Annotated in this window: 23 protein-coding genes; 15 read left to right on the top strand and 8 right to left on the bottom strand. The window is 43.9% G+C overall.

Features of this window, described 5'->3' with window-relative positions; genetic code table 11:
• The first annotated feature begins 43 nt into the window (after positions 1 to 43).
• Both ONT08_RS12455 and ONT08_RS12450 read left to right on the top strand, forming a co-directional pair.
• Positions 44 to 2,980, top strand: coding sequence for a TonB-dependent receptor (locus ONT08_RS12455; RefSeq protein ID WP_264960077.1), 2,937 nt, complete (start codon positions 44 to 46; stop codon positions 2,978 to 2,980).
• A 62-nt stretch (positions 2,981 to 3,042) separates the two neighbouring features.
• Positions 3,043 to 4,572, top strand: coding sequence for a hypothetical protein (locus tag ONT08_RS12450; protein ID WP_264960076.1), 1,530 nt, complete (start codon positions 3,043 to 3,045; stop codon positions 4,570 to 4,572).
• A 164-nt stretch (positions 4,573 to 4,736) separates the two neighbouring features.
• On the opposite strand, the gene ONT08_RS12445 is transcribed toward ONT08_RS12450, so the two are convergent.
• Positions 4,737 to 5,369: a nitroreductase family protein gene (locus tag ONT08_RS12445; RefSeq protein ID WP_264960075.1), complete on the bottom strand. Its 633-nt coding sequence runs from the start codon at positions 5,367 to 5,369 to the stop codon at positions 4,737 to 4,739.
• A gap of 298 nt (positions 5,370 to 5,667) precedes the next feature.
• On the opposite strand from ONT08_RS12445, the gene ONT08_RS12440 reads away from it, so the two are divergent.
• The 3 genes from ONT08_RS12440 (at position 5,668) to ONT08_RS12430 (ending at position 8,200) form a co-directional block, all read left to right on the top strand.
• A complete protein-coding gene (locus ONT08_RS12440) occupies positions 5,668 to 6,348 on the top strand; it encodes a hypothetical protein (RefSeq protein WP_264960074.1) in 681 nt (226 codons plus the stop codon).
• 229 nt (positions 6,349 to 6,577) lie between these two features.
• Positions 6,578 to 7,792 (top strand): ATP-binding protein, encoded by a 1,215-nt coding sequence (locus tag ONT08_RS12435; RefSeq protein ID WP_117586384.1) that lies wholly within the window; start codon positions 6,578 to 6,580, stop codon positions 7,790 to 7,792.
• An 18-nt stretch (positions 7,793 to 7,810) separates the two neighbouring features.
• The gene (locus ONT08_RS12430) at positions 7,811 to 8,200 is read left to right on the top strand and encodes a nitroreductase family protein (protein ID WP_254974182.1); all 390 of its coding nucleotides are present in this window, start codon (positions 7,811 to 7,813) and stop codon (positions 8,198 to 8,200) included.
• A gap of 271 nt (positions 8,201 to 8,471) precedes the next feature.
• Here the strand turns inward: ONT08_RS12430 and ONT08_RS12425 are convergent, their stop codons facing one another.
• Positions 8,472 to 8,768, bottom strand: coding sequence for a hypothetical protein (locus ONT08_RS12425; protein ID WP_254974181.1), 297 nt, complete (start codon positions 8,766 to 8,768; stop codon positions 8,472 to 8,474).
• Entirely contained in the window at positions 8,755 to 10,062 is a 1,308-nt protein-coding gene (locus ONT08_RS12420) for an ATP-binding protein (RefSeq protein ID WP_264960073.1), read from the bottom strand. The genes ONT08_RS12425 and ONT08_RS12420 overlap by 14 nt, the downstream gene beginning before the upstream one ends.
• A 204-nt stretch (positions 10,063 to 10,266) precedes the next feature.
• Here ONT08_RS12420 and ONT08_RS12415 point away from each other — a divergent pair, with 204 nt between their 5' ends.
• Positions 10,267 to 12,159, top strand: a complete 1,893-nt coding sequence (locus tag ONT08_RS12415; protein ID WP_264960072.1) for a MutS-related protein — start codon at positions 10,267 to 10,269, stop codon at positions 12,157 to 12,159.
• A 70-nt stretch (positions 12,160 to 12,229) separates the two neighbouring features.
• Here ONT08_RS12415 and greA read toward each other — a convergent pair whose 3' ends face one another.
• Complete coding sequence (gene greA / locus ONT08_RS12410) at positions 12,230 to 12,694, bottom strand: transcription elongation factor GreA (RefSeq protein ID WP_006848453.1); 465 nt, start codon at positions 12,692 to 12,694, stop codon at positions 12,230 to 12,232.
• Positions 12,695 to 12,848: 154 nt separating this feature from the next.
• The gene (locus ONT08_RS12405; RefSeq protein ID WP_264960071.1) at positions 12,849 to 13,979 is read right to left on the bottom strand and encodes a 5-methyltetrahydropteroyltriglutamate--homocysteine S-methyltransferase; all 1,131 of its coding nucleotides are present in this window, start codon (positions 13,977 to 13,979) and stop codon (positions 12,849 to 12,851) included.
• A gap of 223 nt (positions 13,980 to 14,202) precedes the next feature.
• Between ONT08_RS12405 and ONT08_RS12400 the strand changes: the two genes are divergently transcribed.
• From ONT08_RS12400 to ONT08_RS12390, 3 genes are all read left to right on the top strand, one after another.
• Positions 14,203 to 14,679, top strand: coding sequence for an Lrp/AsnC family transcriptional regulator (locus ONT08_RS12400; protein WP_117695577.1), 477 nt, complete (start codon positions 14,203 to 14,205; stop codon positions 14,677 to 14,679).
• Between the two features lie 11 nt (positions 14,680 to 14,690).
• Complete coding sequence (locus ONT08_RS12395) at positions 14,691 to 15,389, top strand: M15 family metallopeptidase (protein ID WP_264960070.1); 699 nt, start codon at positions 14,691 to 14,693, stop codon at positions 15,387 to 15,389.
• A gap of 458 nt (positions 15,390 to 15,847) precedes the next feature.
• Positions 15,848 to 17,014, top strand: a complete 1,167-nt coding sequence (locus ONT08_RS12390) for a DUF3810 domain-containing protein (RefSeq protein ID WP_264960069.1) — start codon at positions 15,848 to 15,850, stop codon at positions 17,012 to 17,014.
• Between the two features lie 145 nt (positions 17,015 to 17,159).
• Here the strand turns inward: ONT08_RS12390 and ONT08_RS12385 are convergent, their stop codons facing one another.
• Genes ONT08_RS12385 through ONT08_RS12375 form a run of 3 tightly spaced genes read right to left on the bottom strand, consistent with a single transcriptional unit; the run spans position 17,160 to position 18,665 of the window.
• Positions 17,160 to 17,657: a hypothetical protein gene (locus ONT08_RS12385; protein ID WP_178775872.1), complete on the bottom strand. Its 498-nt coding sequence runs from the start codon at positions 17,655 to 17,657 to the stop codon at positions 17,160 to 17,162.
• A 33-nt stretch (positions 17,658 to 17,690) separates the two neighbouring features.
• Entirely contained in the window at positions 17,691 to 18,077 is a 387-nt protein-coding gene (locus ONT08_RS12380; RefSeq protein ID WP_147380036.1) for a hypothetical protein, read from the bottom strand.
• Positions 18,078 to 18,125: 48 nt separating this feature from the next.
• Positions 18,126 to 18,665 (bottom strand): RNA polymerase sigma factor, encoded by a 540-nt coding sequence (locus tag ONT08_RS12375; RefSeq protein WP_264960068.1) that lies wholly within the window; start codon positions 18,663 to 18,665, stop codon positions 18,126 to 18,128.
• Between the two features lie 988 nt (positions 18,666 to 19,653).
• On the opposite strand from ONT08_RS12375, the gene ONT08_RS12370 reads away from it, so the two are divergent.
• From ONT08_RS12370 to ONT08_RS12345, 6 genes are all read left to right on the top strand, one after another.
• Entirely contained in the window at positions 19,654 to 20,052 is a 399-nt protein-coding gene (locus ONT08_RS12370; protein ID WP_264960172.1) for an A1S_2505 family phage non-structural protein, read from the top strand.
• Positions 20,053 to 20,074: 22 nt separating this feature from the next.
• Positions 20,075 to 20,887, top strand: a complete 813-nt coding sequence (locus tag ONT08_RS12365) for an ADP-ribosylglycohydrolase family protein (protein ID WP_264960067.1) — start codon at positions 20,075 to 20,077, stop codon at positions 20,885 to 20,887.
• Between the two features lie 648 nt (positions 20,888 to 21,535).
• Positions 21,536 to 22,759: a transposase gene (locus ONT08_RS12360; protein WP_264959370.1), complete on the top strand. Its 1,224-nt coding sequence runs from the start codon at positions 21,536 to 21,538 to the stop codon at positions 22,757 to 22,759.
• An 830-nt stretch (positions 22,760 to 23,589) separates the two neighbouring features.
• Positions 23,590 to 23,847 carry a hypothetical protein gene (locus tag ONT08_RS12355; RefSeq protein ID WP_264960066.1) on the top strand — a complete coding sequence of 86 codons (258 nt, stop codon included), beginning with the start codon at positions 23,590 to 23,592 and terminating at the stop codon, positions 23,845 to 23,847.
• Between the two features lie 511 nt (positions 23,848 to 24,358).
• Positions 24,359 to 24,796, top strand: coding sequence for a transposase (locus tag ONT08_RS12350; RefSeq protein WP_089543290.1), 438 nt, complete (start codon positions 24,359 to 24,361; stop codon positions 24,794 to 24,796).
• A gap of 2 nt (positions 24,797 to 24,798) precedes the next feature.
• Positions 24,799 to 25,701, top strand: a complete 903-nt coding sequence (locus ONT08_RS12345) for an IS3 family transposase (protein ID WP_182429326.1) — start codon at positions 24,799 to 24,801, stop codon at positions 25,699 to 25,701.
• The last annotated feature ends 227 nt before the right edge of the window (positions 25,702 to 25,928 follow it).

The following is a 25,928-nucleotide window of genomic DNA, read 5'->3' as shown; positions in this document are numbered from 1 at the left end:
TCAGAAAGGTATTTTGATTGAGAAAACAAAAAGGTATTCAGTTATGAACACAAAAAGGGGAATTATTGGATTAGGATTGCTCGCTGCCGGTATCACACCGATGTGGGCACAAGACATCAAGGGTGTTGTCATCGACCAAAAGTCGAAAGAGACACTCATCGGAGCGGTCATCACTGCCGTGCCTGGAAATGGGAGCAAGAATGCTACCCAAGAGAAGGATGGTATCAAAGCAGTGACTGACATCGACGGAAACTTCTCGCTCCAAAATCTCAAAGATGGTACTTATACCTTATATATAAAATATGTAGGATACAAAACTCAAAAAATTGACGGGGTTCAATTGAAGGGCGGAAAGTGGATAGATGGAAAGGCTATCGTTTCTTCGAAGGATACTTCCTCGAAGAAGGATACTTCCTCGAAGAATGATGCTTCGGAGAAAGCATTGCTGACCATCGCTTTGCAACCTGATGAACAGCAGCTGAACGAGGTGACCATTACCGCTGTGGAAAGGCGTAATACGGATGCGGCAATGATACAGGTGGCCAAAAACAGTCCCGTCATCGTGAGCAATGTTTCGGCACAGGAAATATCTCGTACTCAGGATACGAATGCGGGTGAAGTGATACGCCGAGTGCCAGGCGTGAGCCTCATCGATGATAAATTCGTGATAGTTCGTGGCTTGTCGCAGCGTTATAATAATGTATGGGTGAACGGTGGAGCTGTGCCAAGCTCGGAGGCTGATTCCAGGGCATTCTCCTTCGACATCATCCCAAGTTCGCAAATCGACAACCTCACCATCGTGAAGTCACCAACGGCTGAATATCCCGCAGATTACTCAGGCGGTTTCATCATCGTCAACACCAAGGAGATTCCGGCAGAAAACAGTTTCAATATCGCCGTGGGCGGAAACTGGAATACATCTTCTGCCTTCAAGGACTTTTCTTACTCAAAAGGTTCCGGAACCGATTTCCTTGGGTTCGACAATGGCTTGAGAAACCTGAATGGGGGCATCCAAGCTGCCTTGAATCCGCAGCTCGATGCCAACGGAAAGCCGGTGGGCGATTATGCTACTTCGCTCCTGGGAAACGGGCTTAACAACGATTGGCTTGTCAAGAACAGGAAGCCTTTGGGTGACCTGAAACTGGCAGCAAGCCTCAACCGCCGCTGGATGCTCGGCGGAAGAACACTCGGCATGCTCGCCGCCATGAACTATACCAACGAATACCGCACCTACGAGAACATGGAGAACAACCTCTATGGCATCTATGATGCGGCAAACGACAAGCCGAACTATCTTCGTCACTCTGTTGACGACCAGTATAATAATAACGTGAGACTCGGAGCAATGCTCAACTTCACCTTCCTTTCCAAGGACGGCAATCACAAGTATCAGCTCAAGAACATCTTCAACCAGTTGGCTACCAGCCGATATACCTGGCGTGATGGCGTGAGTGCCCAGTCGAACCTGGAGCGAAGCGCAGAGTATTACTACCGCAGTAGAACTACATATAACGGTCAGCTTACCGGCAAGCACACCTTCACTAGCGATGCCCTTGACTGGAGCATCGGGTATGCGTATGCCAACCGTCATTTGCCTGACCGTCGTAGATACCTCATCGACGATGCTCTTGAATCGGGCGTTTATGCCCTGAGCACCGGCAACGACATATCCCGCGAGTGGACTCAACTCGACGAACACATTCTCTCTCTTGGTGTAAATGACAAGCACCACTTCAAGTTTGGCAACTTTGAGCCAAACTTACAGGTGGGTGCCTATGGGGAGTATCGCAGCCGAGAATACCAGACCCGCAACTTTATCTACAACTGGAATGTTTCAGATAACAACATGCCATCCGACTTCCGCCACAGCGACATCCCAACCCTGCTCTCCAGCGAGGCAAACATGGGTTACGACAAGCTGTATCTTCTGGAGGAAAAGCAGATGCGCAATAACTACCGCGGACACAACACCTTAGGCGCCGGATACCTGGCGTTGTCTCTCCCCTTTGGCAAACTCGGCATCCACGCCGGTGTCCGCTTCGAGCATAATGAAATGGAACTCATCTCCAATTCCCGTGACTACGAGAAGAGTGAATCGAGCCGTCATTACAAGACCGATGATGTTTTTCCATCTCTCAATACAACATATAAGATTAGCGACCAGCACCAGGTGCGACTTTCGTATGGCCGCAGTATTAACCGCCCAGAATTCCGTGAAGTATCGTCGTCGGTGTATTACGACTTCGACCTTGCCAGCAATGTGCAGGGAAACACTGAGTTGAAGAACTGTTATGTCGATAACCTCGACCTGCGATATGAGTGGTATCCATCCCGTGGAGAGCTCATTTCGCTGGCAGTCTTCTACAAGCACTTCGATTCTCCTATCGAGTGGACCTATACGGTGGCTGGTGGCACTGACTTGATTTACTCTTACAAGAATGCAAAGAGTGCCAACAACTATGGTGTGGAGCTGGATATCAGAAAGAATCTCGGATTCATAGGATTGAAGGATTTCAGTTGGTCGTTTAACGGTGCCCTCATCAAGAGCAAGGTTCAGTTTGAGAAGGGAGCGAAGGAAGAAGACAGACCGATGCAGGGTCAGTCGCCATACCTTATCAACACCGGCATCTTCTATAAGAATGCGCCATTAAAGATGGATATCGCCCTGCTCTACAACCGCATAGGCAAGCGAATCATCGGTGTGGGCAGAAGCGAGGGGAGCACAGGCGATGACTCCAATTCCCGAGTGCCTCACAGCTACGAGATGCCTCGCAACACCATCGATTTCTCGCTGGCTAAGAAATTCGGCGAGCATCTGGAACTGAAGCTCAACGTAAGAGATCTTCTTGCTGAAAAGATATATTACAAGCAGTTTGCTGATGTAACGTATAGCGACGGAAGCAAGAAGGAAGTAGAAGAAATAGCAAGATGCTACAAGCCGGGTAGAAACATCGGTTTGCAGGCAATCTATAAATTTTAGAGACTATCCGTAGAATTTCAAGAAAGATAATAATAGATGTTTGTTTAATAAAACAGGAAACAATGATGAACAAGATGTATTTTTTAGGATGCATGGGCATCCTCGCAGCATCTGCCATGTTGAGCAGCTGCAGCAGTGACAATGACGATCCAACTCCTTCTCCAAATCCTGGATCAGAAGTAGTTTACAAGTGGACAACCAATGGCGGCTTGAAGGCTTGCGACCACATCCTCTTCGGAACAGATGACAAGGAAAACGCCAACGGAACACAGATTGGCAACGGCGACCAGGAATTCGTTTTCACAGGCAAGCAGACTTTGAAGAAAGGCACTTATCTCCTCAAGGGATGGGTATATATTGCAGATGGTGCTGAGCTTACCATCGAACCGGGAACGATTATCAAGGGCGACAAGCAAACCAAGGCGGCACTCATCGCAGAGCGTGGCGGCAAGCTCATCGCCAAGGGTACAGCCACAGAGCCTATCGTCTTTACATCTGAAGAGGCTGCCGGCAGCAGAAAGCCTGGCGACTGGGGTGGCATCATTCTCTGCGGCAAGGCTAAGAACAACCAGACTGAGCAGCAGATAGAGGGTGGTCCTCGTACCAAGCATGGTGGCGCAGATGATGCTGACAACTCAGGAGCCTTGAGTTATGTACGCATCGAGTTTGCCGGTTATCCATTCCAGAAGGATAAGGAGATTAATGGTTTGACTCTCGGTTCTGTAGGTTCAGGCACAGAGATTGACCACGTTCAGGTATCTTATTCCAATGATGATTCCTTCGAGTGGTTTGGCGGTACAGTAAACTGCAAGTATCTCGTAGCCTACAAGGGCTGGGATGATGATTTCGATACAGATAACGGTTTCTCAGGAAAGGTGCAGTATGGTCTTTCTCTGCGCGACAGCAAGATAGCCGATACCTCTCAGAGCAACGGTTTCGAGAGCGACAACTGCGCCGATGGTGCTACCGTGGCCCCTCGTACCAAGGCAACCTTCTCTAACATCACCTTCGTAGGTCCTAAGGTATTGGATTCTAAGTTCCAGAACACCACAGATTATATTACTGCCGGAGCATACAATCCAAACAACGGTTCAGCTCTCGGCAAGTTCCAGTCAGCCATGCAGATTCGCCGTTCTTCTAACCTAAACTGCATCAACTCAGTGGCCTTAGGCTGGCCTATCGGTTTGATTGTTGATGGTGAGAAGGGTGAAACCGTGAAGAATGCCAAGGAAGGCAAATTCAAGCTTCAGAATGTATATTTCGCAGGTATGGATGCCGTTGGTACTGATGCCAACAAGAAGTATGAGGATTACCTCTATGATGCAGCCAACAAGAAGGATCTCGACAAGAATCAGAAGTCATACAGCAATACCTTCTTCTTCTCAGAGCAGAGCAACAAGTATTTTGATTCATGGACTTCATTGGTTGGTGCAGATGGCTATACTCCTATCGCAGGAAGCCCATTGCTTGGTGCCGCAAGTTTCGCCGGCTGGACAGGTTTCGACACCGTAACCTACATCGGAGCCTTCGATGGCAGCACCAACTGGATGAGCGGTTGGACCAACTTTGATCCTCAGAATGCAAAGTACTAGAAAAAGATTAGTACCGGAATAAGAATTAGAATCGCTAATTTCTATTTTGACTATAAGGCTTTCTTTTATTGGAGCATGGCGCAGTGATTTGCGCCATGCTTTTTTTGTTGGGTTATGGAGGGAAACGTTGATGTCCTGAAACAGGACATCAACCTTCATTTATCTTAATCCATGAACTTAATCATTTCCTGGCGTCTTGGCTTTGCCTCTGGCGATTCGTCAGGATAACCCAGGGCGATGCAGTAGAGCAGCTTGTAATTCTTGGAGAATGCCATGCGGTCGAGGTAAGGCTTGGCTGATGGTGAATCCAGTATCCAGCGGGCTGAACTGCCCAGGCAGCAGGAACCGATGCCCCTTGACCATGCTGCAAGAATGATGTTCTCGCCAAGCAAACCGCAATCAATCTGCGCCATATCATAAGTAGTATCGTAGGCGATGCAAACCACGCATGGAGCATTCACAAAGATGTTCTTGAAGCCCTTGCGCTCTGCTATCTTAGGATTATCCTTTACCACGGCTTGGGTGATTGAATCGATGAGAGCAGGAGAATCTATCACTCTGATTTCGTACGACTGCAGGTTCTGCCCGTTTGGCGCATGGATGCCGCATTTCAGAATCTCGTTCAGGGTATCGCGGCTGATGACGGAATCCTTGTAAGCACGGATGCTTCTGCGACTCATCATCAAATCGGTTACCACACTTGCAGAGTCAACGCTGGTTGTTGCCTCCGGCTGTCTGCTCTCATTGCAGGCAGTCAACATCAGTGCTGCTGCCAATCCTAAGAAAATCTTCTTCATATGATTCATGATTAAACTTATATTCCTATTAGTATATACCCATGTAACACTATTAGTATTTATCCACGTAGCGTTATTAGTATATACCGTGCAAAGATAACAACAAATACTGGTATTCAAGAAGATACGTTATGATTTTTAAGAGTTTTTATCGGTCTCTCCGCCATTCTTTTAACAAGTATATATCATAATAGCCAAACATTTTCCACCTATTTTGCTAGAATTTCCCAAAAACTTCGTATCTTTGCAATGGCTTTATGCAAGATAAGCTGTTTATAAAATCATCAAACGTAGAATTATGGAAAGAAAAAGTTATTCTATAGATATAAATCGCATTGCACAATATGCCATGTATGCATATTGCATTTTCGCATTGTTTTCGCTGGCATTTTCTGTTTGCAGACAAGCGGGCTTATTCTTCAGAACAAGTCCCATCCTGATTCCAATAAGTCCCATCCTGTTTACCATCAAGCAACTGGTCTTGCAGCTCGCCCCTCTAGCTTTATGGGGAATATTCCGCTACACGCTACCGGCAGGCGTAAAATTGCTACGACGCTGCAGCGAGTTGATGGTACTTTACTATGTGCTCTCATTCATCCTGGGTCAATGCTTCAATCTTCATCTCGTAACGATGATGCAGAACGGACAGATTACCCAAATGGCTTCCATACTCACCTGGACAGAAAGCACGATGGGCCTGATTTCCGTCATCGCCTCCCTGGTAGCCGGCTGTCATCTGTGCAGCAAGCACAGGGGCAACATGCGCAAACTGGGCATAGCCCTTATCCTGGTTTTCATGGTATGGCTGATATGCTCAAATATACTCCCTGTTGCAGTGTTTTATCTGGCAGGTAACACCCAGCAGGCAGCCATCACCAGCATGAATTTCATCAGTATGATAACCACTACATCGGCTTATATATACGCATACTATAGGATGTATCGGGCAATAAAAGCTATAGGATGTATCGGGCAATAAAACTAAATAAATACAGATTCTCGGATATACAGATTACAGAATGTGTTATCAGTTTTACAGAAAGAAAATTTGCAATGCACTGCAAATTTTACTCAGAAACACAAGAAATTTGCAATACACTGCAAATTTCTTGAAAAAGTTTCGTATATTTGCAGCGCATTTCATTTTTAGCAATCAAGATAGAATGCAAAATGAATAGCAAAGTGAATAAATAGAACATAAAGAGAATATGATAGAGCGCAAAGAATACATGAATCTCCTGGAGAAATGGAGAGACAAGAAGGCCATCAAGGTAGTAACAGGCATACGACGCTGTGGCAAGTCATCGCTGCTGAGGATGTTTAGGGAGAAACTTCTCTCGGACGGAGTATCCGAAGAACAAGTACAGGACCTCAACTTCGAGGATCTCGACAACGAACCGTTCCTCGACTATAAAATTTTGTACGCGCACGTAAAGCAGAACCTGTGCCCAGACAAGATGAACTATCTCTTCTTTGACGAGATACAGATGGTAGAAAATTTCCAGAAAGTGATAGACAGCCTGTTCCTGCTAGACAACGTAGACATTTACGTTACTGGCAGCAATGCCTACCTGCTCTCTGGCGAAATAGCCACCCTGCTCACCGGAAGATACATCGAAATCAAGCTCTTCCCTTTCTCCTTCCGAGAATTCATGCAGACGCAGCCTGCCCATACTTCCCGAGAGCTCGCCTATCGCCAATACATCGAACTGGGTTCCTTCCCATACATTCCCCAAATCAGCCAAGACCGAGAGATGGTGCGTGAATACCTGTCAGGTCTCTACAACACCATCGTACTGAAAGACGTGGTGAGCCGCAAGAAGATAACCGATGTGATGATGTTGCAAAGTGTGGTAAGATTCCTTGCTGACAATATAGGCAACATATCCGTAATCAAGCGCATCAGCGATACCATGACCTCGCTGGGAAGAAAGACTACATCTCATACGATAGAAAACTACGTCTCTGCCCTCACCGACAGCTATATCTTCTACCCTGTACAGAGATATGATGCCAAGGGTAAGCAGCTATTGAAGACTGGACAGAAGCTTTATCTTGCCGACGTAGGTCTGCGCCAAGTCATCAATGGCACCAAAGGTGGCGACTTGGGGCACGTACTGGAGAACATCGTGTATCTGGAACTAGCACGACGAGGCGGAGAAATCTATGTAGGCAAAGCCGGTGATGCAGAAATAGACTTCGTGGTAATCATTGGTGAACACAAGGCATACTATCAGGTATCGCTCAGCGTAAGGGATGAGACCACGATGCAGAGAGAATTGGCACCCCTGAAGTCCATCTCCGACAATTTTCCAAAATATTTGCTCACCCTGGACAACGACCCCGTCCAGTTTCATGATGGAATCAAGCAAGAATATGTGCTCGACTGGCTTATGGAATGCTATGATTCGCCTAAAAAATAAGACTCACACAGAAAAACAATGATGGAAAAGAATCAGATTTTTGAAAATATCATGAGCCGTACATCGGTGAGAAGCTATACAGACATGACACCGCTCGCCATCGTGGTTTGCGGATGCCTGGACAAGACGCTGGAAGGCACAGAGCAGAAGTTCTGGATTCAAGACTGTTCGGCAGCCACGAAGAACATTCTGCTGATGGCTCACGGCCTGGGACTCGGCGGTGTATGGACAGCCCTCTATCCTCTGAAAGAACGATACGAGGGAATACAGCAACTGCTGCATCTGCCCAAGACGATGATTCCGCTCAACACCCTCATCATCGGATATCCGAAGAATCAGGCGGAAGCAAAGGATAAGTGTAAAGAGGAGAATATTTCCTATAATAAATGGATGGAGAAAAATTCATAATACTAGAAAAAAAGACAGAAAAAAGTTATAAAAAACTCCGTTTCTGAGTTTTCAAGACATCAGGAACGGAGTTCAAACACTAATCCTCGAACAGTTTATGAAATTCAACGGCATCCATAAATTGATAATTTGGATTATTTCCTACATTTCTTCTAAGCCTATTTAAATTGGAAGGAGTTGTAGCTTTCTTTGTCAGCAAAACATAGAAACTGTTATCAAAAGAATAGTTAGAAGTAACCATTGCCTTTGATTCACTAACCTTTTTTGCTATCTACTTTGAATCCAAATTCCTGGTATTGCTTAGTCGGAATTTTGCATCGGCCAAAAGTAATCTCTTATCATTCACATGCAATAGCATATCTGCAGAAGATTTCTTATCAGCATGATGTTTTTGAGAAATTCGTCTCTGAACATCATCAAGTTCTATTGCCTTATCTGTGTCAGAGAAAAGATTTTCTGAATTTGGGCATCCCTCCTGCTTCATCAAATGATGCAAGCCGACTAAATCTTTTGCTGTCCAACAATCAATCTTGATTCCCTGATAATTGCCAATCTTAAATTTCGCCATAGTTCTCTACGTATTTCAGAAGAGTATCAAAAGATTTATTGAATGATTCAAATACAGGTTCGATGTCACAACCCAAATTCTTATAGTAGAACGAATCTGTACCTTCACTTTGCTCTGCCAGATAAAAGCGAGTAGTATTCAACAAGCCCTCTTTTTCAGAGATATACCTGATAGCCGATACCATATCGGGATTGTGACTCGTGATGAGTATCTTGGTTCCAAATGTTTTGTTGATGCGAACAAGAAGATGCACCAACTCAACCACCCATTGTGGATGAAGATTTGTTTCAGGCTCATCAATCTCCAACAAAGTGTTTTCTGTCAGCCACCCGTTTTCTATCAGACGAAGCATATAAACCAGCGGTTTGAATCCCGATGCTATATCTTCAATTCTAATATCCTTACCATTGTTGCTGTGATAAACTAAATCAACAGCATCGAAATTTTCCTTTTCTACAATAGAACCATCTATCATTTTATTAATAGAATGAAGTAATTCCTGTTTGCCGGTAATCTCACTTCCTTTTTCATTTACGTGAACCACTTTATGTGCCAAGGAAGTCATCAGAACCCTATCTGATTGACGAAGAGAAATAGCTGCTGGTGTTCCTATATATATGGCATTATTTAAACTATATATCTTTCCAAGTCTATCAACAAGCAATTCCACTTCATCTTCCTTAAAGCTTATGCTGGCAGGGAAGCCATCCTTTTCCCGATATACAGAAGCGATTTTCTCTTTCAAGTAACTGATGGGACGATTTTTTTTGTTGTTTTCATATTTCTGAAGATATTCAGAAAACAACTGAATGGAATTTCGTTCTATATCCTCATGAACATGATTTTGTTCAGTAATCCCAAAAAGATTAAGCACTCGACGCATCTGCTGAGGATTCTGCTCTTTCTGAAGAAAGTTAACCAGCATGTCATCAAGTGAACCAATCGCTCTTTTATAATAAAAATCGAGCTTCTCCACACCACCATTACTCAATGTTACCATTGTCATTAATGATAAGGTATGGTCAAAAAATCGTTTTTTATCATCATCCAGATAATTTGAGATATCATCCAGCGCATTAGAATATTTCTCTAATGATTTGATAATCACATCTCTGAAATCAGAGAAAAAGAAGCTGTCTAACACTGACAATGTATTAACGATATAATACAACCAACGGGACATAGTGCTTTTTCCACAGCCATTGCTACCCACGATAACTGTGATACCCTCTATTTCGATATCAGCATGCCCTATAGCATGATAATTGTCTATATTAAAATTATACTTGCTCATTATTCAAACTATTTTAATGCAAAAATACGATGTTTTTATGTAACCTCCAAATTTTCATAGCACTTTTTACTGCCAAGGGTTCATAAAAACCAGATTCCTATCACGAATATAAGTATAAAAGACTTAAAATGAGAGAATTTATTTTGGAAATCTAGATTTTATACCTATTTTTGCACATCAAAAAATTCATAATAAAGAAAAAGTATGAATATCAAGGAGAATTATCAACAATATGTAAGCCGATACGCTTCTGAGGTGGCTGCCCTGAAGCGTAAGAATACGGGATTTATAACGGGCGAACTGCTGGCTTTTGGCGGCATTCTCGCCTTCCTGATCTGCTATTTCGCATTGGATGGGGATACGCAGAACTATCTGATGGGGGCGGCGTTGTGCCTGATTGCCTATCTGGGAATCAGACGACTTGACGACAAGAACAAGGAGAAGATAGAGCATCTTTCGGCATTGCTCAAGGTTTATCAGGATGAAATCAAGGCTTTGGAGGGCGATTTCTCGCCTTTCGAAACGGGCGATTCCTATCAGAATCCGCAGCATCCTTATTCCTTCGACCTCGATGTTTTCGGCAAGAGTTCGCTTTTCAACCGCATCTGCCGAACCATCACATCGGGCGGTTCAGAGGCGCTCGCCAGGAATCTTACCCGGGAAACACCTTTGGGCATGGAGGATATCAAAAGAAGAAGGGATTTGCAGAAGGAATTGGCGGGAGAAGGCGAAAACTGGCGAATGGAATTCCTGGCACTTGGCGAAAAGAACAGAAGCCAAACTGCGGATGGCAAAATGGTGAATGGCAAGACGAAGAAGATTGATTCTGCTGCGGTGGTGGATGCGATGCAGAAGGTTTCGAAGATGGAGGTGCCGGCATGGTTTGGGTCTCCGGTTTCGCTCGTTATCGGATGGCTGCTGATTATCGGAGTAATCGGTTCCGTGATTTTATCGATATGCGATATGGTTTCGGTGAATTTCGCCCTGTGGTGGTTGTTGGTTCAATACATGGTGGTGTTCTTCGTCTGCAAGCAGACACTTGACAAGATAGACAGCAATGGCGGCAAGCTTCGCCATCAGCTCATCGCCTATGCCCAGATACTCCAGCTTATCAACAGGCGCAATTTCCATAGCGAATCAGGCAAGGAGATGCAGAATTCCCTGGCAGATGCCCTGCCTTCCTTTGCCCAACTGGAAAAGATATTGAAGGGGTATGACAGAAGAGGCAACTTCCTAGGTCTTTTCTTCACCGATGCCTTCATGCTGAGCGATTTCTTCCTGGTTCGCAGTTTTCTGAAATGGAAGAATACCTATATGGTGAAGATGGAGGAATGGATGCACATCATCAGCGAGATGGATGCGATGGTTTCGATGGCGGATTTCAGATATAATCATCCGGAGGCGGAAGAGACGGAATTTGTTTCGGGAAAGCAGGAAATCGTGTTCGAGGGGAAGAATCTCTATCATCCTTTCCTAGGTGCCAAGGCGGTGAAGAACGATTTCACCATCAAGGACGACAACTATTATATCATCACCGGAGCCAACATGGCGGGAAAGAGTACCTTCCTGCGTTCGCTGGGCGTGAACTATATCCTGGCAATGGCGGGTATGCCGGTATTTGCGGATCTGTTGAAGATTTCACGTTTCAGATTGTTCTCAAGTATGAGAACCACGGACGATTTGACGCATGGCATCTCTTACTTTAATGCTGAGCTGATAAGACTGGAGGAGCTACTGAAGTTCTGCAGGGAAAGTGCTGAGGGAAAGTGCCGCAAGAAAAGTGGAGAAGACAATAAGGAGCCACTCCGAACGCTGATTATTCTGGATGAGATTCTGAAGGGAACGAATTCATTGGATAAGCTGAATGGTTCGAGAAAGTTCCTCGAAGCCATTGCCAAGCAGCCGGTGAGCGGCATCATCGCTACCCACGATCTGGAGCTCTCCAAGATGGAGAATGATGCATCAGGAAAATTCCACAATTATTGTTTCGAGATAGATTTGGGCACGGATGTTACCTATACTTATAAGATACAGAAGGGTGTGGCAAGAAACCAGAATGCCACCTTCTTACTGAATAAGATTCTGGAGAAATATTAGAATAAAAAGAGAAACTCCCGATAGTTTGATCAGTTTCAAATTATCGGGAGTTTTCCTTTTAAAGAATACATTATAGCTCCACGCTATCCAGGCGGAATTTGAGCAAGCCGGCTGGTACCTTTACCATTACCTCTTCACCTGCCTTCTTACCCAGAAGGGCCTTGGCGATAGGCGACTTGATGGAAATCTTGCCACTATGCAAATCAGCCTCGTGAGGATTTACTATGGTATAATTCATGCTGCACTTGTTGGCGAGATTGGTAATCTTAATCTTGCTCAACAAGCCAACGGTATCGCTCTTCAGGCGAGACTTGTCGATGACACGGGCATTCTCCAAGACCTTCTGCTTGAAGCTGATGCGGCTCAAAAGCTTGCCCTGCTCACGCTTGGCTGCATGATACTCGAAATTCTCACTGAGGTCGCCCTTATCGCGGGCCTCAGCTATCGCATCGCGAACGGCTGGCAACTCTACGTTAACCATGTGTTGAAGTTCGGCCACGAGCTCATCGTAACCTTCCTGAGACATATATTCCATTTTCTGATAATCTTAATGAATGATGTTTTTAATTTTCGGGGTGCAAAGTTACTAGTAATTCATGAAAACACCAAACATTTTTGATAAAAAGTAAATAAAAAAAGAGAAGATGTGCAGCCATGACAGACAACACATCTTCTCCTTGAATATATCATTATCCCCAAACTTCCTCGGAAATCTCTCTCACCAGATCTATCTTTGCCCACTGCTCAGCATCGGTCAGTTTATTACCAATCTCGCAAGAGGCGAAACCGCATTGAGGACTGAGACTTAGCCGATCGAGGGGGATATATCTGGCTGCTTCGTGGATGCGGTCGATAACCGTAGCCTTATCCTCCAGCACAGGAGATTTAGAGGTTACCAAACCCAGAACCACCTTCTTGCCATCAGCCACATACTTCAACGGCTCGAAACCACCCGAACGCTCATCGTCATACTCCAGATAGAAGGTATCTACATCTTCATGAGCGAAGAGATAAGGAGCTACGGCATCGTAGGCACCCTTGGTGGCATAGCAGGAATGATAATTGCCACGGCATACGTGGGTGTTGATGGTCAACCCCTCCGGTTTGCCCTCGATGGCAAGGTTGTTCACCTTCAGATATTGCAGGGCTTCCTGCTCAAGGGTGAAACCTGTGCCCACCTTAGCCTTCCAGTAATCGCTATCCACAATCATTCCCCAGGTGCAGTCATCCAGCTGGACGGTACGGCAACCGGCTGCATAAATCTCCTGGAAGAAGGTGCGGTAAGCCTGAGCAATATCCTCAATCAGCTGGGTAGTGTTAGGATAGAACTTGCGGGTATTCTCGGCATTCTTGCCACGGAACAGTTCGGCAAGAAACTGAGCCGGAGCAGGAACCGTCTGCTTTGCCTCGAAGATATATTCGCCATTGGCATCCAACTCCTCAAACTGCTTTACAAAGAGGAAATCCTTGATAAAAGGATGATCCTCGCCGGTAATCTTGCCGGTCAGTTGGATAGAACCCTTGGTTGTCTCCTCGCCATGAAACAGGTAGCCATGCTCCAGTTCGATATGCTCCACGCCATTGAATCCCCACATAAAGTCGAGATGCCAATAGCTGCGGCGGAACTCGCCATCGGTGATATAAGGCAGGCGATGCGCCTTCTGCTGACTGATGACCTCAGTAATCAGCCGGTCTTCTACGGCGCGAAGGTCGATGGCAGAAATCTTGCCATCAGCAAACTTAGCTCTTGCTTCCTTCAACTCTGCAGGGCGCAAATAGCTGCCCACTGCCTCAAAATGTATATTTCTTACGTTGCTCATATTTTTATCTCCTTATTATTATTTGATGTGAATGACTCTTTATCCTGTCATTACCGATGAATGACGCTTTGCATCCGGAATTGCGGGTGCAAAGGTAAGAAGAAGAATTTTATTTGCCAAATATTCTCCGTAATTCAGAAAAATATACTATCTTTGCAGCGAATTAAGCAAATCAGCAGAATATTATTCTGTAAGAATCAGTAAAAACAGGAATAAAGAAATAATGACAACAGAAGAAAAACTTGATGAAACAGACATCAGAATACTGAAGTTACTGCAGCAGAACTCCCGACTCACCGTAAAGGAACTTGCCGCAAGAGTACACCTCTCCCCTTCTCCCACCTTCGAGCGACAGAAGCGGCTAGAACGCGAGGGATACATCCAGCGATATGGAGCCATCGTAGACCATCACAAGTTGGGGCACAACGTAATCGTGCTCTGCAATATCCGGCTCAAGCAGCATACCCATGACCTGATTCAGCAATTCATGGATACCGTGCAAACCATCGACCAGATAACGGAATGCTACAACACCACCGGCGATTATGACTTCCAGATCAAGGTATACGCCCGGGATATGAAAGCCTATCAGGACTTCATGCTCAACACGCTGGGAAACATCGACTGCATCGGAAGTCTGCACAGCATCATCGTGATTGGTGAAATCAAGGATTCGCATTATATACCCGTAGCAAAATAAGGAGAAACGTGATGAAAGCAAAAAAGATATTTGTAATATGCCTGTTTATTTCCGGACTTTTCTGCCTCCCATCCAAGGCACAGCAGCCTGGAGAAAACGTCAGTTCTCAAACCATCAGAAAATTGGGCGAGAAGCATTTCTTCTCCATCTCCACTATTCCTGATGATATCTTCCGCCTGATGCAGGGCAAGACATACAAGAAGAACTGTACCGTGGCAAGAAGCGAACTGAGGTACATAAGATGCCTGCACGTAGACAAGGACGGCAGAAACATCGTAGGAGAAATGGTGGTGAACAAGGCGATAGCCACAGATGTGCTCGATATTCTGAAAAAGCTATACGAGGCAAAATATCCGATAGAGCGGATGAGACTCATTGACTACTGGGATGCCGACGACGAAAGGGCGATGAGAGCCAACAACTCCTCCAGCTTCAACTTCCGCTTCATCTCACATACCCATACGGTATCGAAGCACGGAAGGGGACTGGCCGTAGACATCAACACCCTCTACAATCCTTACCACAAACGACTGAAGAACGGCAAGGAAGTGGTGGAGCCTGCCACCGCCCGTCCCTATCTGGACCGCAGCAAGAACCATGCTTATATGATAAAAAAAGGCGACCTCTGCTACCGGCTCTTCAAGGCGAAGGGATTCAGATGGGGAGGTGACTGGAAACACAGTAAGGATTACCAGCACTTCGAAAAATAGAAATGCAGGAAAGAACAGCCAGCAAGGAAAGGACATAAAAAAAGACTATGCCTATGTTACATCATTTCTTTAGTAACTATGGCATAGTCTTTTATTATCCTAACGATTTTTTTATATGTAATACAAATTTAATTCACCTGCTACAGCCTTTTTATAATACATTGTAACTAGCTGTACCAGACAGAATTATATTCTCTACGTTCATCGTCCTCATTATAGAGGTTCTCATATTCAAGGTTCATAGCCTCGAATGATTCCAGTGTCTGTTTCATGATAACTCCTCCTCTATTTATTAAGTTCAACTTTTAATATGGCAAAATTACTAAAAAAACAGATTTCTTGTGTCAATATTTCAGAAAACTTTTGTATTTTTGCACCATCTCTGCACATCAGGGGCAAAAAGTGCAAAAAAGACAGCTCTGTTCAAGAGCCATGCAAGATAAAAAACAAGAAACAAGATGAAGATATTACATACTTTACGACTCGACAGAATGAAGTGGCGTCACTGGGTACTGCTGCTGTTGCTCATCCTCGTCACCCTTACCAAGATGATTCCTCTCTGGGGAGTTATCTACACCTACCGTGTTTATCCCGTTATCGGCAGCCTTCTTTCGCCCATCTCAGGCATCTTTCCCTTTGCCGTGGGCGATATTTTCATTGCTCTCAGCATCGCCTGGGTCGTCCTCTATCCTATCTACGAGATTGGATTACGGAAGAAACTCGCCCGTCGGTTTATCTTTCTTGCTGCCAAGAGCGGCGGCTATCCGAAGAAAAAGGCGGTTTTCGGAAGGGTAATTGAATATCTGCTGTGGGTATATGTATGGTTTTATGCTGCTTGGGGACTGAACTATTCGCAACCCGTTATCTATTATAGAGTAGGCATGCAGCCTGCTGAGGTTTCGGAAGAGAAGTTCCGGAAATTTGCCTACCAGTATGCCGACAGCCTCAACCTTTTGAGTGAAGAACGGAGAGGGAAGAGTGAAAAATTCAATTGTATTGTGGATGATAAACTGAAGAATCGGGTGCGGGATGCGGTTCTGAAGGAATATAACAAGATAGGCTATCGGGAGGGCATAAATCCGCCTTTCAACCAGCATCCGCATGCCAAGACGATGGTGTTTACGCCCATCAGTTCGATGTCGGGTGTAACCGGCAGCATGGGACCATTCTTCTGTGAATTTACGCTGAACGGCGATATCCGGGCGCATGATTATCCGGCTACCTATGCCCATGAATTTGCTCATTTTCTGGGCATTGCCAACGAAGGAGAGGCAAATTTCTACAGTTATCTCGTCTGTACGGCATCACAGGATAAGGCGGTGAAATTCAGCGGATATTACCATATTCTGCCCCATGTATTATATAATGTATTCGACATTCTCGGCGAAAAGGAGGGTGAGAAATACCTGAAACATATCCGGCCAGAGATAATCAGGCTGCTGAAAAGCGACCGCCAATACTGGCAGGGCAAAAGATGCAAGGCACTGGATGCCGCCCAGGATTTCTTCTTCGAACTCTATCTGAGAGGCAACCATGTAGAAGGCGGCAGAAAGAGCTATGCCGGCGTCATCGGTCTGATTCTGGCTTGGGAGAACAAGCAGGAAAAATCTCTTATGAAAAGATGATAGAAATAATTACATGAGAAAGAAAAGACGATTGGCGCGCGTTCTTGCACCAATCGTCGTTCGCATATATTTGAATATAGAAAGTAATCTTTTTTCCTTGATAAGAGGACTAATATATTATTACGCTAAACATTTCTGCCGTTTTTTACTTCTGCTGTGCAGGTCCATGCATTCTTCTCGGACCTGGTCTTCCATCCTTACCCATTCCCTTGCGCGGACCTTTCTGGGCAAAGCGCTTCATCATCTGTCGCTCCAGTTCGTAAACACGCTGAATCTGCTGCTGGCTCAGGAACTGTGAATACTTCTTGTAGTATTTCTGACGGATGTTGAGAATCTTCTCGCTCATCTCGAAACGCTGCTTGATTTCCTGTTCGGTCTGAGCATCCGTTTTCATTTCGCCCTTCTTGTGATGAGGGCGAGGACCTAAAGCCCATACCTCTTTCTGACAATCAGTATAGGTCTCGATAAACTTAGCGTTGGTCTTTTCATCAAGCCCCAAATTACGAGAGATGTACTGAGCCTGCTTTTCAGCCAACTGTTCACGACTGAGGCGCTGCTTCTGGTTAGGCGCCTGTGCACATACACTTGTAGTAACCGTCATCATGGCGATGACCATCATTAAAATACCCAAAATTCGTTTCATAACTCTATCATTTTAAATTATTATTGAATCCGTTTAATTGTTGAGGAACACATCCTCCTGATATACAGAGAGAAGATAAGCCTGATCGGCAGAAGACAGCTGAGCGAAAGCCTGATCTACCTCCTGTATTCCGTTATTCACCTGTGAAGGTTGAGAAGAAGAGGCTGAGAAATCGATGTTGAGTACCAGGAGTACTGCCACCGATGCTGCCACTGCCATTGCAGTCGCCCATATCACCTTCATCAGAGGTCGTTTCTTCGGCTGTATCCTGACAGGTTTCGGTTTGTCGTTCTTCACCTGCTCCAGGATATTGGCTTCCATCTCCTTGAAGAATCCTTCTGGCGTAGAATAAGGCATTCGCTTACCCACCTTACCGAAGTCAAACTTCCCGGTTTTGTTGAAATCAAAATTTGTATCCATATTCTTTTCCATTTTGAATAACCATTTAAAAACCCACAGAACTCTCACTTAATCGTTCGAATTCATGTACTTGATAATTTTCTCCTTGGCAACATGATAGCTTGCCTTGATACTGGCTGGCGTGGAATCAGCGACCTTCGCTATTTCGTCGAACCCGAGTTCATCGTAATATCTCATATTGAATGCCAGCTGCTGCTTAGGCGGAAGCGAGAGAATCGCTTTCTGCAGTTTTACTGCCACCTTATCATCGAAGTCGATATAATTATCTGCTGGGATGAGACTGACGCCCGTTGAATCTGATTCCAGAGAAACTTCTTTCTGTTTCCGTTTGCTGATGAGCCGCAGGGCCTCGTTGGTAGCGATGCGGTAAATCCAACTTCTCAGTGAGCAGTCGCCCCGATATTGATTGAACGAGCGATAGATTCTCACAAAAGTTTCCTGCGAAGCATCCTGTGCATCATCATGCGAAACCACCAATCGGCGTATGTGCCAGTAAACCGGTTCCTGATACTTCATCATCAGCATTCTGAATCCGTTCTCCGGACATTCCTTCAGCGTATCCACTATGCCTTTGTCCTTTACACTCATATTCGTTTATTTTCATGAACGTTACGATTATATGACCTTAAGAAAAGGGAAAAGTAAAAAGCGGGATGCATTTTTTTTCGATACCTGCTTAATTTTTCCTCCTTTTTTCTCTTTTAATATTATAGAGAAGAGAAAAAAGGGAGCTATTTCTCCGCTTTCTCAAAGAAAAAGTATATATTTGCAAACAGATTTAGAATATCGAATCGATATGAAGAAAGAAAAGAATTTTTCAGAAACTGATTTCCAGAAGAAGGCATTAGAAAGCTTATCGGACGATGAGATTCTGCAGGGCTTCAAGGATGCCGATGCCAGAATCGTGAGGGAGTATTACTACGGATACTGCCGGGTGGCTTATTGCATCTACGATAAGCGATACGACCTGCAACACAAGCCGGGCATGGACTTTTATTCGCTGGCTCACGAATACTATCTCTATCTCTACGAACACGACTTCAAGCCGCTGGAAGACAGGAAACCGAGCATGTCGCTCAAAACCTGGATGGTGAATGGCTTCCGGTTCCTGCTGCTGGATAAACTGAAGGAGGTGGTAAAGGAGCATCGCTTCGAAAGTTTCGAGGCACGGCAGGAAAGCCGCAAGATGCAGTTTGACGTAACCGACAACCAGTTTGAGCACGATCTTTACCAGACGATAGAAGACATCGGCAATTTCTATTATGGCAGAGACAGCAAGAACAGCATCATTCTGAAGATGCTCTATATAGAGGGATTCAGGGGCAAGGACGTAGCCGCCCAGTTGGGCATATCCCATTCAGCCGTCACCCAGCGTTGCCAGAAGATGATGCACGATGTGGTGATTCCTTATTTCAAGAGATACTTCGACGCATCGGAATACGGAAGCTATCTGTCGTTCGCAGAGGAAGACACATCTGTTTCAAGTGCTCCTAAGATGTCGATGCCGAGCATGATGGCTTCAAGAATATGCAACGAGGAAGCGGCTGAAGAAAGTAACACATTAAATAATAGTAATATGGAAGATAAGAAGAAGGGAAGAATCACTCCTCGCTGGATTGATTCTTTGAAGGAAAACGAGATTTTTGTGTTTGGCAGCAATCTGGCTGGCATGCATGGTGGTGGTGCTGCCCGCATTGCCCGCCTGCATTTCGGTGCCGTCATGGGCAAGGGTGTAGGTTTGCAGGGCCAGAGTTATGCCATCCCTACGATGCAGGGCGGCGTGGAAACCATCCGTCCATACGTGGAGGAATTCATTATCTTTGCCCATCAGCATCCCGAGCTACATTTCCTGGTAACCCCAATAGGTTGCGGCATCGCCGGTTTCGAAGCCGAAGACATCGCCCCATTGTTCGAGAAGACAAAGAAGATGAAGAACATCAGCTTGCCGGAGAGTTTCTGGAAAGTGATAGAGTAAAGAATTGGAAAAATATCAGCTTATGTTAGGAGCAATAATAGGAGATATTGCTGGCTCAAAATATGAGTTCAACAATACGTTTGATTATGATTTCGAAATGTTCGGCGAGGGATGCGACTTCACTGATGATACCATTTGTACGGTGGCGATAGCTGATGCGATATTGAACGGACGAAGCTATCAGGAAAGTCTGCTGGATTGGTGCCGCCGCTATCCTTCTCCAAAAGGAGCGTATGGCGGAAGATTCGCGGGGTGGATTCGTTCTCTTGATCCGCAGCCATACAATAGTTTGGGCAATGGTTCGGCAATGCGAGTATCACCGGTGGCTTGGCTATTCGATGACCTGTCGCAGGTTTTGGAAGAGGCAGAGAAGACGGCTCTTCCTACCCATAACCATCCCGAAGGAATCAAGGGAGCCAAAGCCGTGGCTCATGCCATCTGGCATTTCCGCAAGAGCAGATTCTCAGAAGAATCTAAGGAGTGTAAAGATAAGAATTCTAAAGAATCTGATGATAAGGCAATGAAAGCCTTCAAGGATATCGCCCGCAGCTATTACGAGGATTTCGATACCCGAGATTATCCGAAAGGCAAATTCGATGAAACCTGCATGGATGCTGTGCCATTATCTTTCTATCTCCTCTCGCAAGCCTCATCCTTCGAGAATGCCATCCGCCTAGCCATATCTCATGGCGGCGATAGCGATACCATCGGAGCCATCGTCGGCAGCATCGCCGAAGCCCGATTCGGTATTCCGCAAGATATGAAAGAGAAGGCAATCTCTTTTCTTCCGGATGATATGAGAGAAATATCGGTAAGAATTAAGTGTTGCCACTAGGCTCAGCAAAACTGCTGACTGCAGTCAGCAGACCTGCCGACTAAGCTCGGTAGACCTGCTGAGCCTAGTGGCAACTTCTGAGAAGGTATCTCCTGGAACCCGAGGAGTAATGTCTTTCAACTCACGAAGACGCTTGCATCAACCTATAGAGTTGACTCCTTTATCCCATCGAGCCGACTCCGTCATCCTGTAGAACCAACTCATTCTGCTAAATCAACCCTATCTACAACCTTCTCCAGGCAGTTAATCATTATGATACTGCTTATCAGAAATCGTGGTCACAATAGCACTCAGCTTCTGCATTTTCTCCCCATTTATTTCCTGCACATAAAATTTTTTTGTGAGAAAAGTCTCAAAGTATCATTATTTAGAGAAAATAACATTCTAAACATCTGATACATTGCGATATACAAAAATGAGACTTTCGAAATATTTTACAGAAAAGTATCATCGAAGTATCATAAAATTGCAAGAAGTATCATAAATTTCGGCTTTGAGGTAAATTAACAATACTGCGTTAAATTAATATTTAATCGTCTGCAAATCAATAACTTATATTAAGAAATGCTTATGAAAACTTAACTATAAAAAGTTGGTCAAGTCGCTGATTTTCAGTAACTTTGCAAATCACGACAAACGCAAAATTATATGAATACAGGACTTGACCAATATATGGATATCTTTAAAGATGCAGTTGAAGATTCGGCTGCAAAGTTAACAAAAAGTTTCGAGAAAATACTCATCGAGGTGATAATTTTGTTCATGGTAATACCAAGAAAGATAAATTTCACCCAAATGGGGAGGTATGGCTCGCATGTTGAGCAAACCTATCGCAACGCATTCGGCTTAAAAAAGTCGAAAAGCATTGACTGGCTCAAACTTAATGTCTCACTTGCCAAGCGCTTCTTTGGTAAACAGGGAAGATGGGCTATTGCCATTGATCCCAGTTACATCAGCAAAGCTGGCAAGAAGACTCCACATATCGGTCGTTTTTGGTCGGGATGTGCACAGTCTGTTAAACATGGTCTCGAAATCATGGGTATTGGCCTCATTGATATTGATGCCAAAGACTGCATGATGTTAAAAGCCCACCAGTCGCTAAGTAATAAAGAACTGAGTCTTAGAAACAAGACTATGGTAGATTTCTATATCGGCGTCATTAAGCGTTATCGCAAGGAACTTCTCAAACTCTCAACCCTCATAGTTGCAGATGCTTACTTCTCTACAAGTACATTTGTTAATGGGATAAAGAAAGAAGGGTTCTCTTTGATAAGCCGCTTTCGTGACAATGCTTGTCTCTTTTATGTCTATGCTGGTCCACGTACTGGAAAACGTGGTCGCCCAAAGACCAAGGATGGCAAGATTGATATGAAGAATCTTGACCTCACTCGAATGGAGAAGATGGAGATGGAAGATATAGAAGGAACAGCTTATACTTTGATAGCCTATTCCAAGGCACTCAGGTGTAAAGTTAGACTTGTCATCTGGCAGATGCCGAATGGCAAGAAGAAACTATTCTTCTCTACAGACACCTCACTTTCGGGTGAAGAGGTACTTCTTTATTATAGAACCAGGTTCCGGATTGAATTTTGCTTTCGTGACGCCAAAGGCTATACTGGTCTTATGGACTGCCAGGCTCGCGATAAGTGGAAACTCGATTTTGCTTTCAATGCTTCGTTCACATCACTAAATGTTGCCAAGGTAACTATGAAGGAGATGGGAATGGAATATTCTATGTCTTCATTCAAGTCACTGATGACCAACATTTATCTGGTGAAACGAATTTTTAAAGCAAGCGGGTACACCCCGAACCGAACTTTAATTAGCAAGATTTTCAAAAATCTCTCGTGCTTACAGCGTATAGCTGCTTAGCACATTATTGAATTATTAACGAACTATTGAAATTAAAAGGCTAAAATGAAATATCTACTATTCCAGTTTTATAAAATTAATAGCGTCTACTTTTTCAGAATGTAAAGAATGTCAATACAAACTAGGAATAAGAGAAAAGATTGACAACCAGGATTAGGAATAAAAGCACATAAAGTGGTCTGTAAGAGACCATCAAGTGGGCACTCAGGGACCAAGTGTCGGGCATCGAGAGAACAAGTAACGGGCACTCATTGCCCATATAGTAGGCATCGAGTGCCCAAAGTGTCGGACAATTTTGGGCACTTCTCGCAAGTCGGCGGCTTCGATATTATGCATGATGCTTTATGACGATTTTGTGATGGTTTGATGATACTTCTATGGCAATTTCATGATACTTCTATCATATTCATGATACTTCGATGATACTTTTTGTAAAGTAATCCGAAAAGTATCATTCTTGTATATTATTATATATCAGTTATTTATACCATTACTTAGTCCAAAAGATGATACTTTGAGACTTTTTTATAAAAAAACTTTTCCCGTGTGCGTATAAACTCGACACTAAATCTAAAAAGAATCTGATACAATACCTTATAGATACCCCAAAAATTACGTCCCGACGTAGACTTTACTACATGGCGACGTAATCTTTCCTACGTCCCGACGCAGAGATTCCTACATCGCCATGTAATTTCAAGGACAACGGGAAATGAAAGATGTATTGAAACAATTTGCTGGTAAATGCGAAATAAAGCCCAAATAATTTGGTGTTATCGAAGAAAAGCTATAACTTTGCCACCAATAGAATTTATCAAACAATATAATTTATGACGAATCATGATTTTTGGATGTCCATCAGCGACATAATCAATGAAGGATTTACATCTGAAGGTCTAGCAAAATTAAATGATTATGCAGAACAATTCAGTACTGGAAAGATCTTATATAAACGATTTTCACCGTCAGAGCAGCTTGGCCGCGTTAAAGGGGGAACAATACATGTTATTGCATCCTTACTCGCGGGAGCAGAAGTTGACACAGATCAACTCTTTGCGCCAGAACAACAGAATCAAAAAGTAAGCTGAAAAGCAGTATGAAAAACACGCAACATACTGCTTTTCTCTATCCTTAGTTTATTTTAATATTTATCTTTTCGTAAATGTAAGTTCTGTATCACCCTCATCCATTAAGCATACAGTACAAATCATCGTATTACCTTTGATAGAAACAATCTTAAAGCGCTTGCAAGTTTGCCAATCTGTTTCATCCCCTGAAGAATAGGAATCCTTAATAATCAAAATGTTGGCATTCAATTCATATTTAGTAATTCCTGAATAAGATTTCCAAGTCCCTGCATCATAATCATACCAAATGCAACCACCATTAGCATTGAGAGAAAATCTAAATTTATCATCACTTTCAGGACTTTTATCTACAGTGATATGGCTATCATCCTCATCATCAGCCCAATACCACCCCTTAATATGCGTAAGTTCCCATTCACTTTTTTCTAAAAAATCTAGTATAAATCTGTCTTTTTACTACCTTTGTACTTCCCTGAAAAAGGTTGTCACTTAGGAACAAACAGAAGTGACAATGAAACGTAAGACAAGAATTGAACGTGTGTATAATGAGGACACAGGTTGGTTTGAGACCCGTGAGGTAGAGTTGAATAGCTACTCTTTTACAGATGATGATCGTATCATGATAGTTCGAGAGTATATGGAGAGTGGACTCCCAGCAGAAGAAATCATCAAGAAATACTATATAAGCAGTCGTACAGTGCTATTTTCTTGGATGGATAAGTTCTTAAATGAAAAAGATTTGTTATCTTTGCCGCCAGAAGACCAAAACCGTGACGATATGGCAAAGACAACAAATGAACAGTTGAAAGAGAAAGATGCAGAGATTAAGCGTCTCCGCAAGGCTTTGGAGTTAGAGAAGCTTCGCTCTAAGGCATTCTCCACCATGATTGATCTCGCAGAAGAAACCTTCAATATTCCTGTGAGAAAAAAATCTGGTACCAAACAGTAAGCTTGCTCCGCACAGAGTGCCAGAGCCAAGGTTTAGGCACTCTATGCGGGCTGTTTGGTTTCACCCGGCAAGCATATAATAAGCGCAATGTCTCTGACGGCTTTGCTGAAGAGGCCATTGAGTCTATCATCATTGAAAAGGCACGTGAGTATCGTAAGTCGAATCCTGGCTTAGGAGCTGCAAAGTTGCATGCCATATTGAAACAGATGTTTGAGGATACTGGCTGCTTCCCTGGTCGTGACACATTTATTGAGATGCTGCGTAAGCATGGACTCATGGTGCGTATAAAGCGCCGTAGGCGCTATAAGACAACAGATTCCGACCATAATTATCGCAAATACCCAAACCTGATTAAGGGAGTAGTTCCTACTCATCCGAACCAGATTTGGGCAAGTGACATCACCTATGTTGAAACCAATGAAGGTGTGTGCTATCTCTCGCTTATAACAGACCTGTATTCCCATAAAATTGTAGGATGGGCTGTTGGTCCAACATTAGAAACAGTATATCCATTAGAAGCGCTTAAAATGGCATATAAAAGCATTGATGAAGAAACTGCAAAAGGACTCATTCATCACTCAGACAGAGGAAGCCAGTATTGCAGTCAGAATTATGTATCTATCCTAAAAAGTCATGGCTCACAAATAAGTATGACTCAAACAGGAGATCCTTTGGAGAATGCTATAGCAGAACGTGCAAACGGCATTTTAAAAACAGAATGGCTTTATAGAATGACAATTCCTACTCGTAAAGTATGTAAGAAGGAACTGACCAGGATTATTGCGTTTTATAACGACGAAAGACCGCATATGAGTATCGGTAATCAAACACCATCAGTTGCACATACTCAAGTGGGGCCACAGCAGAAAATGTGGAAAAATCCTTGGGAAAATTCTTCTAATTAGTTGAAAATGTGTATCTTTGCATTTGAAAGAATATCATCACCGTAACCTTTCTAGGGATAGCTCCTTAAAAAGAGTAACCTAGTTAGGTATAATGGGTATTCGCTGACAACCCATATAGTGATAAAATTAAAAATGCGTAACCCATTTAGTGATACAAAAAATAGATAGTAACAAATTTAGTTTAACCATCCTAAAGGTGACAACTTTTTCACGTATAAGACACTTAT

Source organism: Segatella copri (genome assembly GCF_026015465.1).
Taxonomy (GTDB): domain Bacteria; phylum Bacteroidota; class Bacteroidia; order Bacteroidales; family Bacteroidaceae; genus Prevotella; species Prevotella copri_E.
Note: the sequence above shows the minus strand (reverse complement) of the source record. Positions and strands in the feature narration are given on the sequence as shown.

Coding starts and splice junctions, on each gene's coding strand:
- ONT08_RS12455 (WP_264960077.1), top strand. CDS start 44: ATGAACACAAAAAGGGGAATTATTGGATTAGGATTGCTCGCTGCCGGT.
- ONT08_RS12450 (WP_264960076.1), top strand. CDS start 3,043: ATGATGAACAAGATGTATTTTTTAGGATGCATGGGCATCCTCGCAGCA.
- ONT08_RS12445 (WP_264960075.1), bottom strand. CDS start 5,369: ATGAAGAAGATTTTCTTAGGATTGGCAGCAGCACTGATGTTGACTGCC.
- ONT08_RS12440 (WP_264960074.1), top strand. CDS start 5,668: ATGGAAAGAAAAAGTTATTCTATAGATATAAATCGCATTGCACAATAT.
- ONT08_RS12435 (WP_117586384.1), top strand. CDS start 6,578: ATGATAGAGCGCAAAGAATACATGAATCTCCTGGAGAAATGGAGAGAC.
- ONT08_RS12430 (WP_254974182.1), top strand. CDS start 7,811: ATGATGGAAAAGAATCAGATTTTTGAAAATATCATGAGCCGTACATCG.
- ONT08_RS12425 (WP_254974181.1), bottom strand. CDS start 8,768: ATGGCGAAATTTAAGATTGGCAATTATCAGGGAATCAAGATTGATTGT.
- ONT08_RS12420 (WP_264960073.1), bottom strand. CDS start 10,062: ATGAGCAAGTATAATTTTAATATAGACAATTATCATGCTATAGGGCAT.
- ONT08_RS12415 (WP_264960072.1), top strand. CDS start 10,267: ATGAATATCAAGGAGAATTATCAACAATATGTAAGCCGATACGCTTCT.
- greA (WP_006848453.1), bottom strand. CDS start 12,694: ATGGAATATATGTCTCAGGAAGGTTACGATGAGCTCGTGGCCGAACTT.
- ONT08_RS12405 (WP_264960071.1), bottom strand. CDS start 13,979: ATGAGCAACGTAAGAAATATACATTTTGAGGCAGTGGGCAGCTATTTG.
- ONT08_RS12400 (WP_117695577.1), top strand. CDS start 14,203: ATGACAACAGAAGAAAAACTTGATGAAACAGACATCAGAATACTGAAG.
- ONT08_RS12395 (WP_264960070.1), top strand. CDS start 14,691: ATGAAAGCAAAAAAGATATTTGTAATATGCCTGTTTATTTCCGGACTT.
- ONT08_RS12390 (WP_264960069.1), top strand. CDS start 15,848: ATGAAGATATTACATACTTTACGACTCGACAGAATGAAGTGGCGTCAC.
- ONT08_RS12385 (WP_178775872.1), bottom strand. CDS start 17,657: ATGAAACGAATTTTGGGTATTTTAATGATGGTCATCGCCATGATGACG.
- ONT08_RS12380 (WP_147380036.1), bottom strand. CDS start 18,077: ATGGATACAAATTTTGATTTCAACAAAACCGGGAAGTTTGACTTCGGT.
- ONT08_RS12375 (WP_264960068.1), bottom strand. CDS start 18,665: ATGAGTGTAAAGGACAAAGGCATAGTGGATACGCTGAAGGAATGTCCG.
- ONT08_RS12370 (WP_264960172.1), top strand. CDS start 19,654: ATGGAAGATAAGAAGAAGGGAAGAATCACTCCTCGCTGGATTGATTCT.
- ONT08_RS12365 (WP_264960067.1), top strand. CDS start 20,075: ATGTTAGGAGCAATAATAGGAGATATTGCTGGCTCAAAATATGAGTTC.
- ONT08_RS12360 (WP_264959370.1), top strand. CDS start 21,536: ATGAATACAGGACTTGACCAATATATGGATATCTTTAAAGATGCAGTT.
- ONT08_RS12355 (WP_264960066.1), top strand. CDS start 23,590: ATGACGAATCATGATTTTTGGATGTCCATCAGCGACATAATCAATGAA.
- ONT08_RS12350 (WP_089543290.1), top strand. CDS start 24,359: ATGAAACGTAAGACAAGAATTGAACGTGTGTATAATGAGGACACAGGT.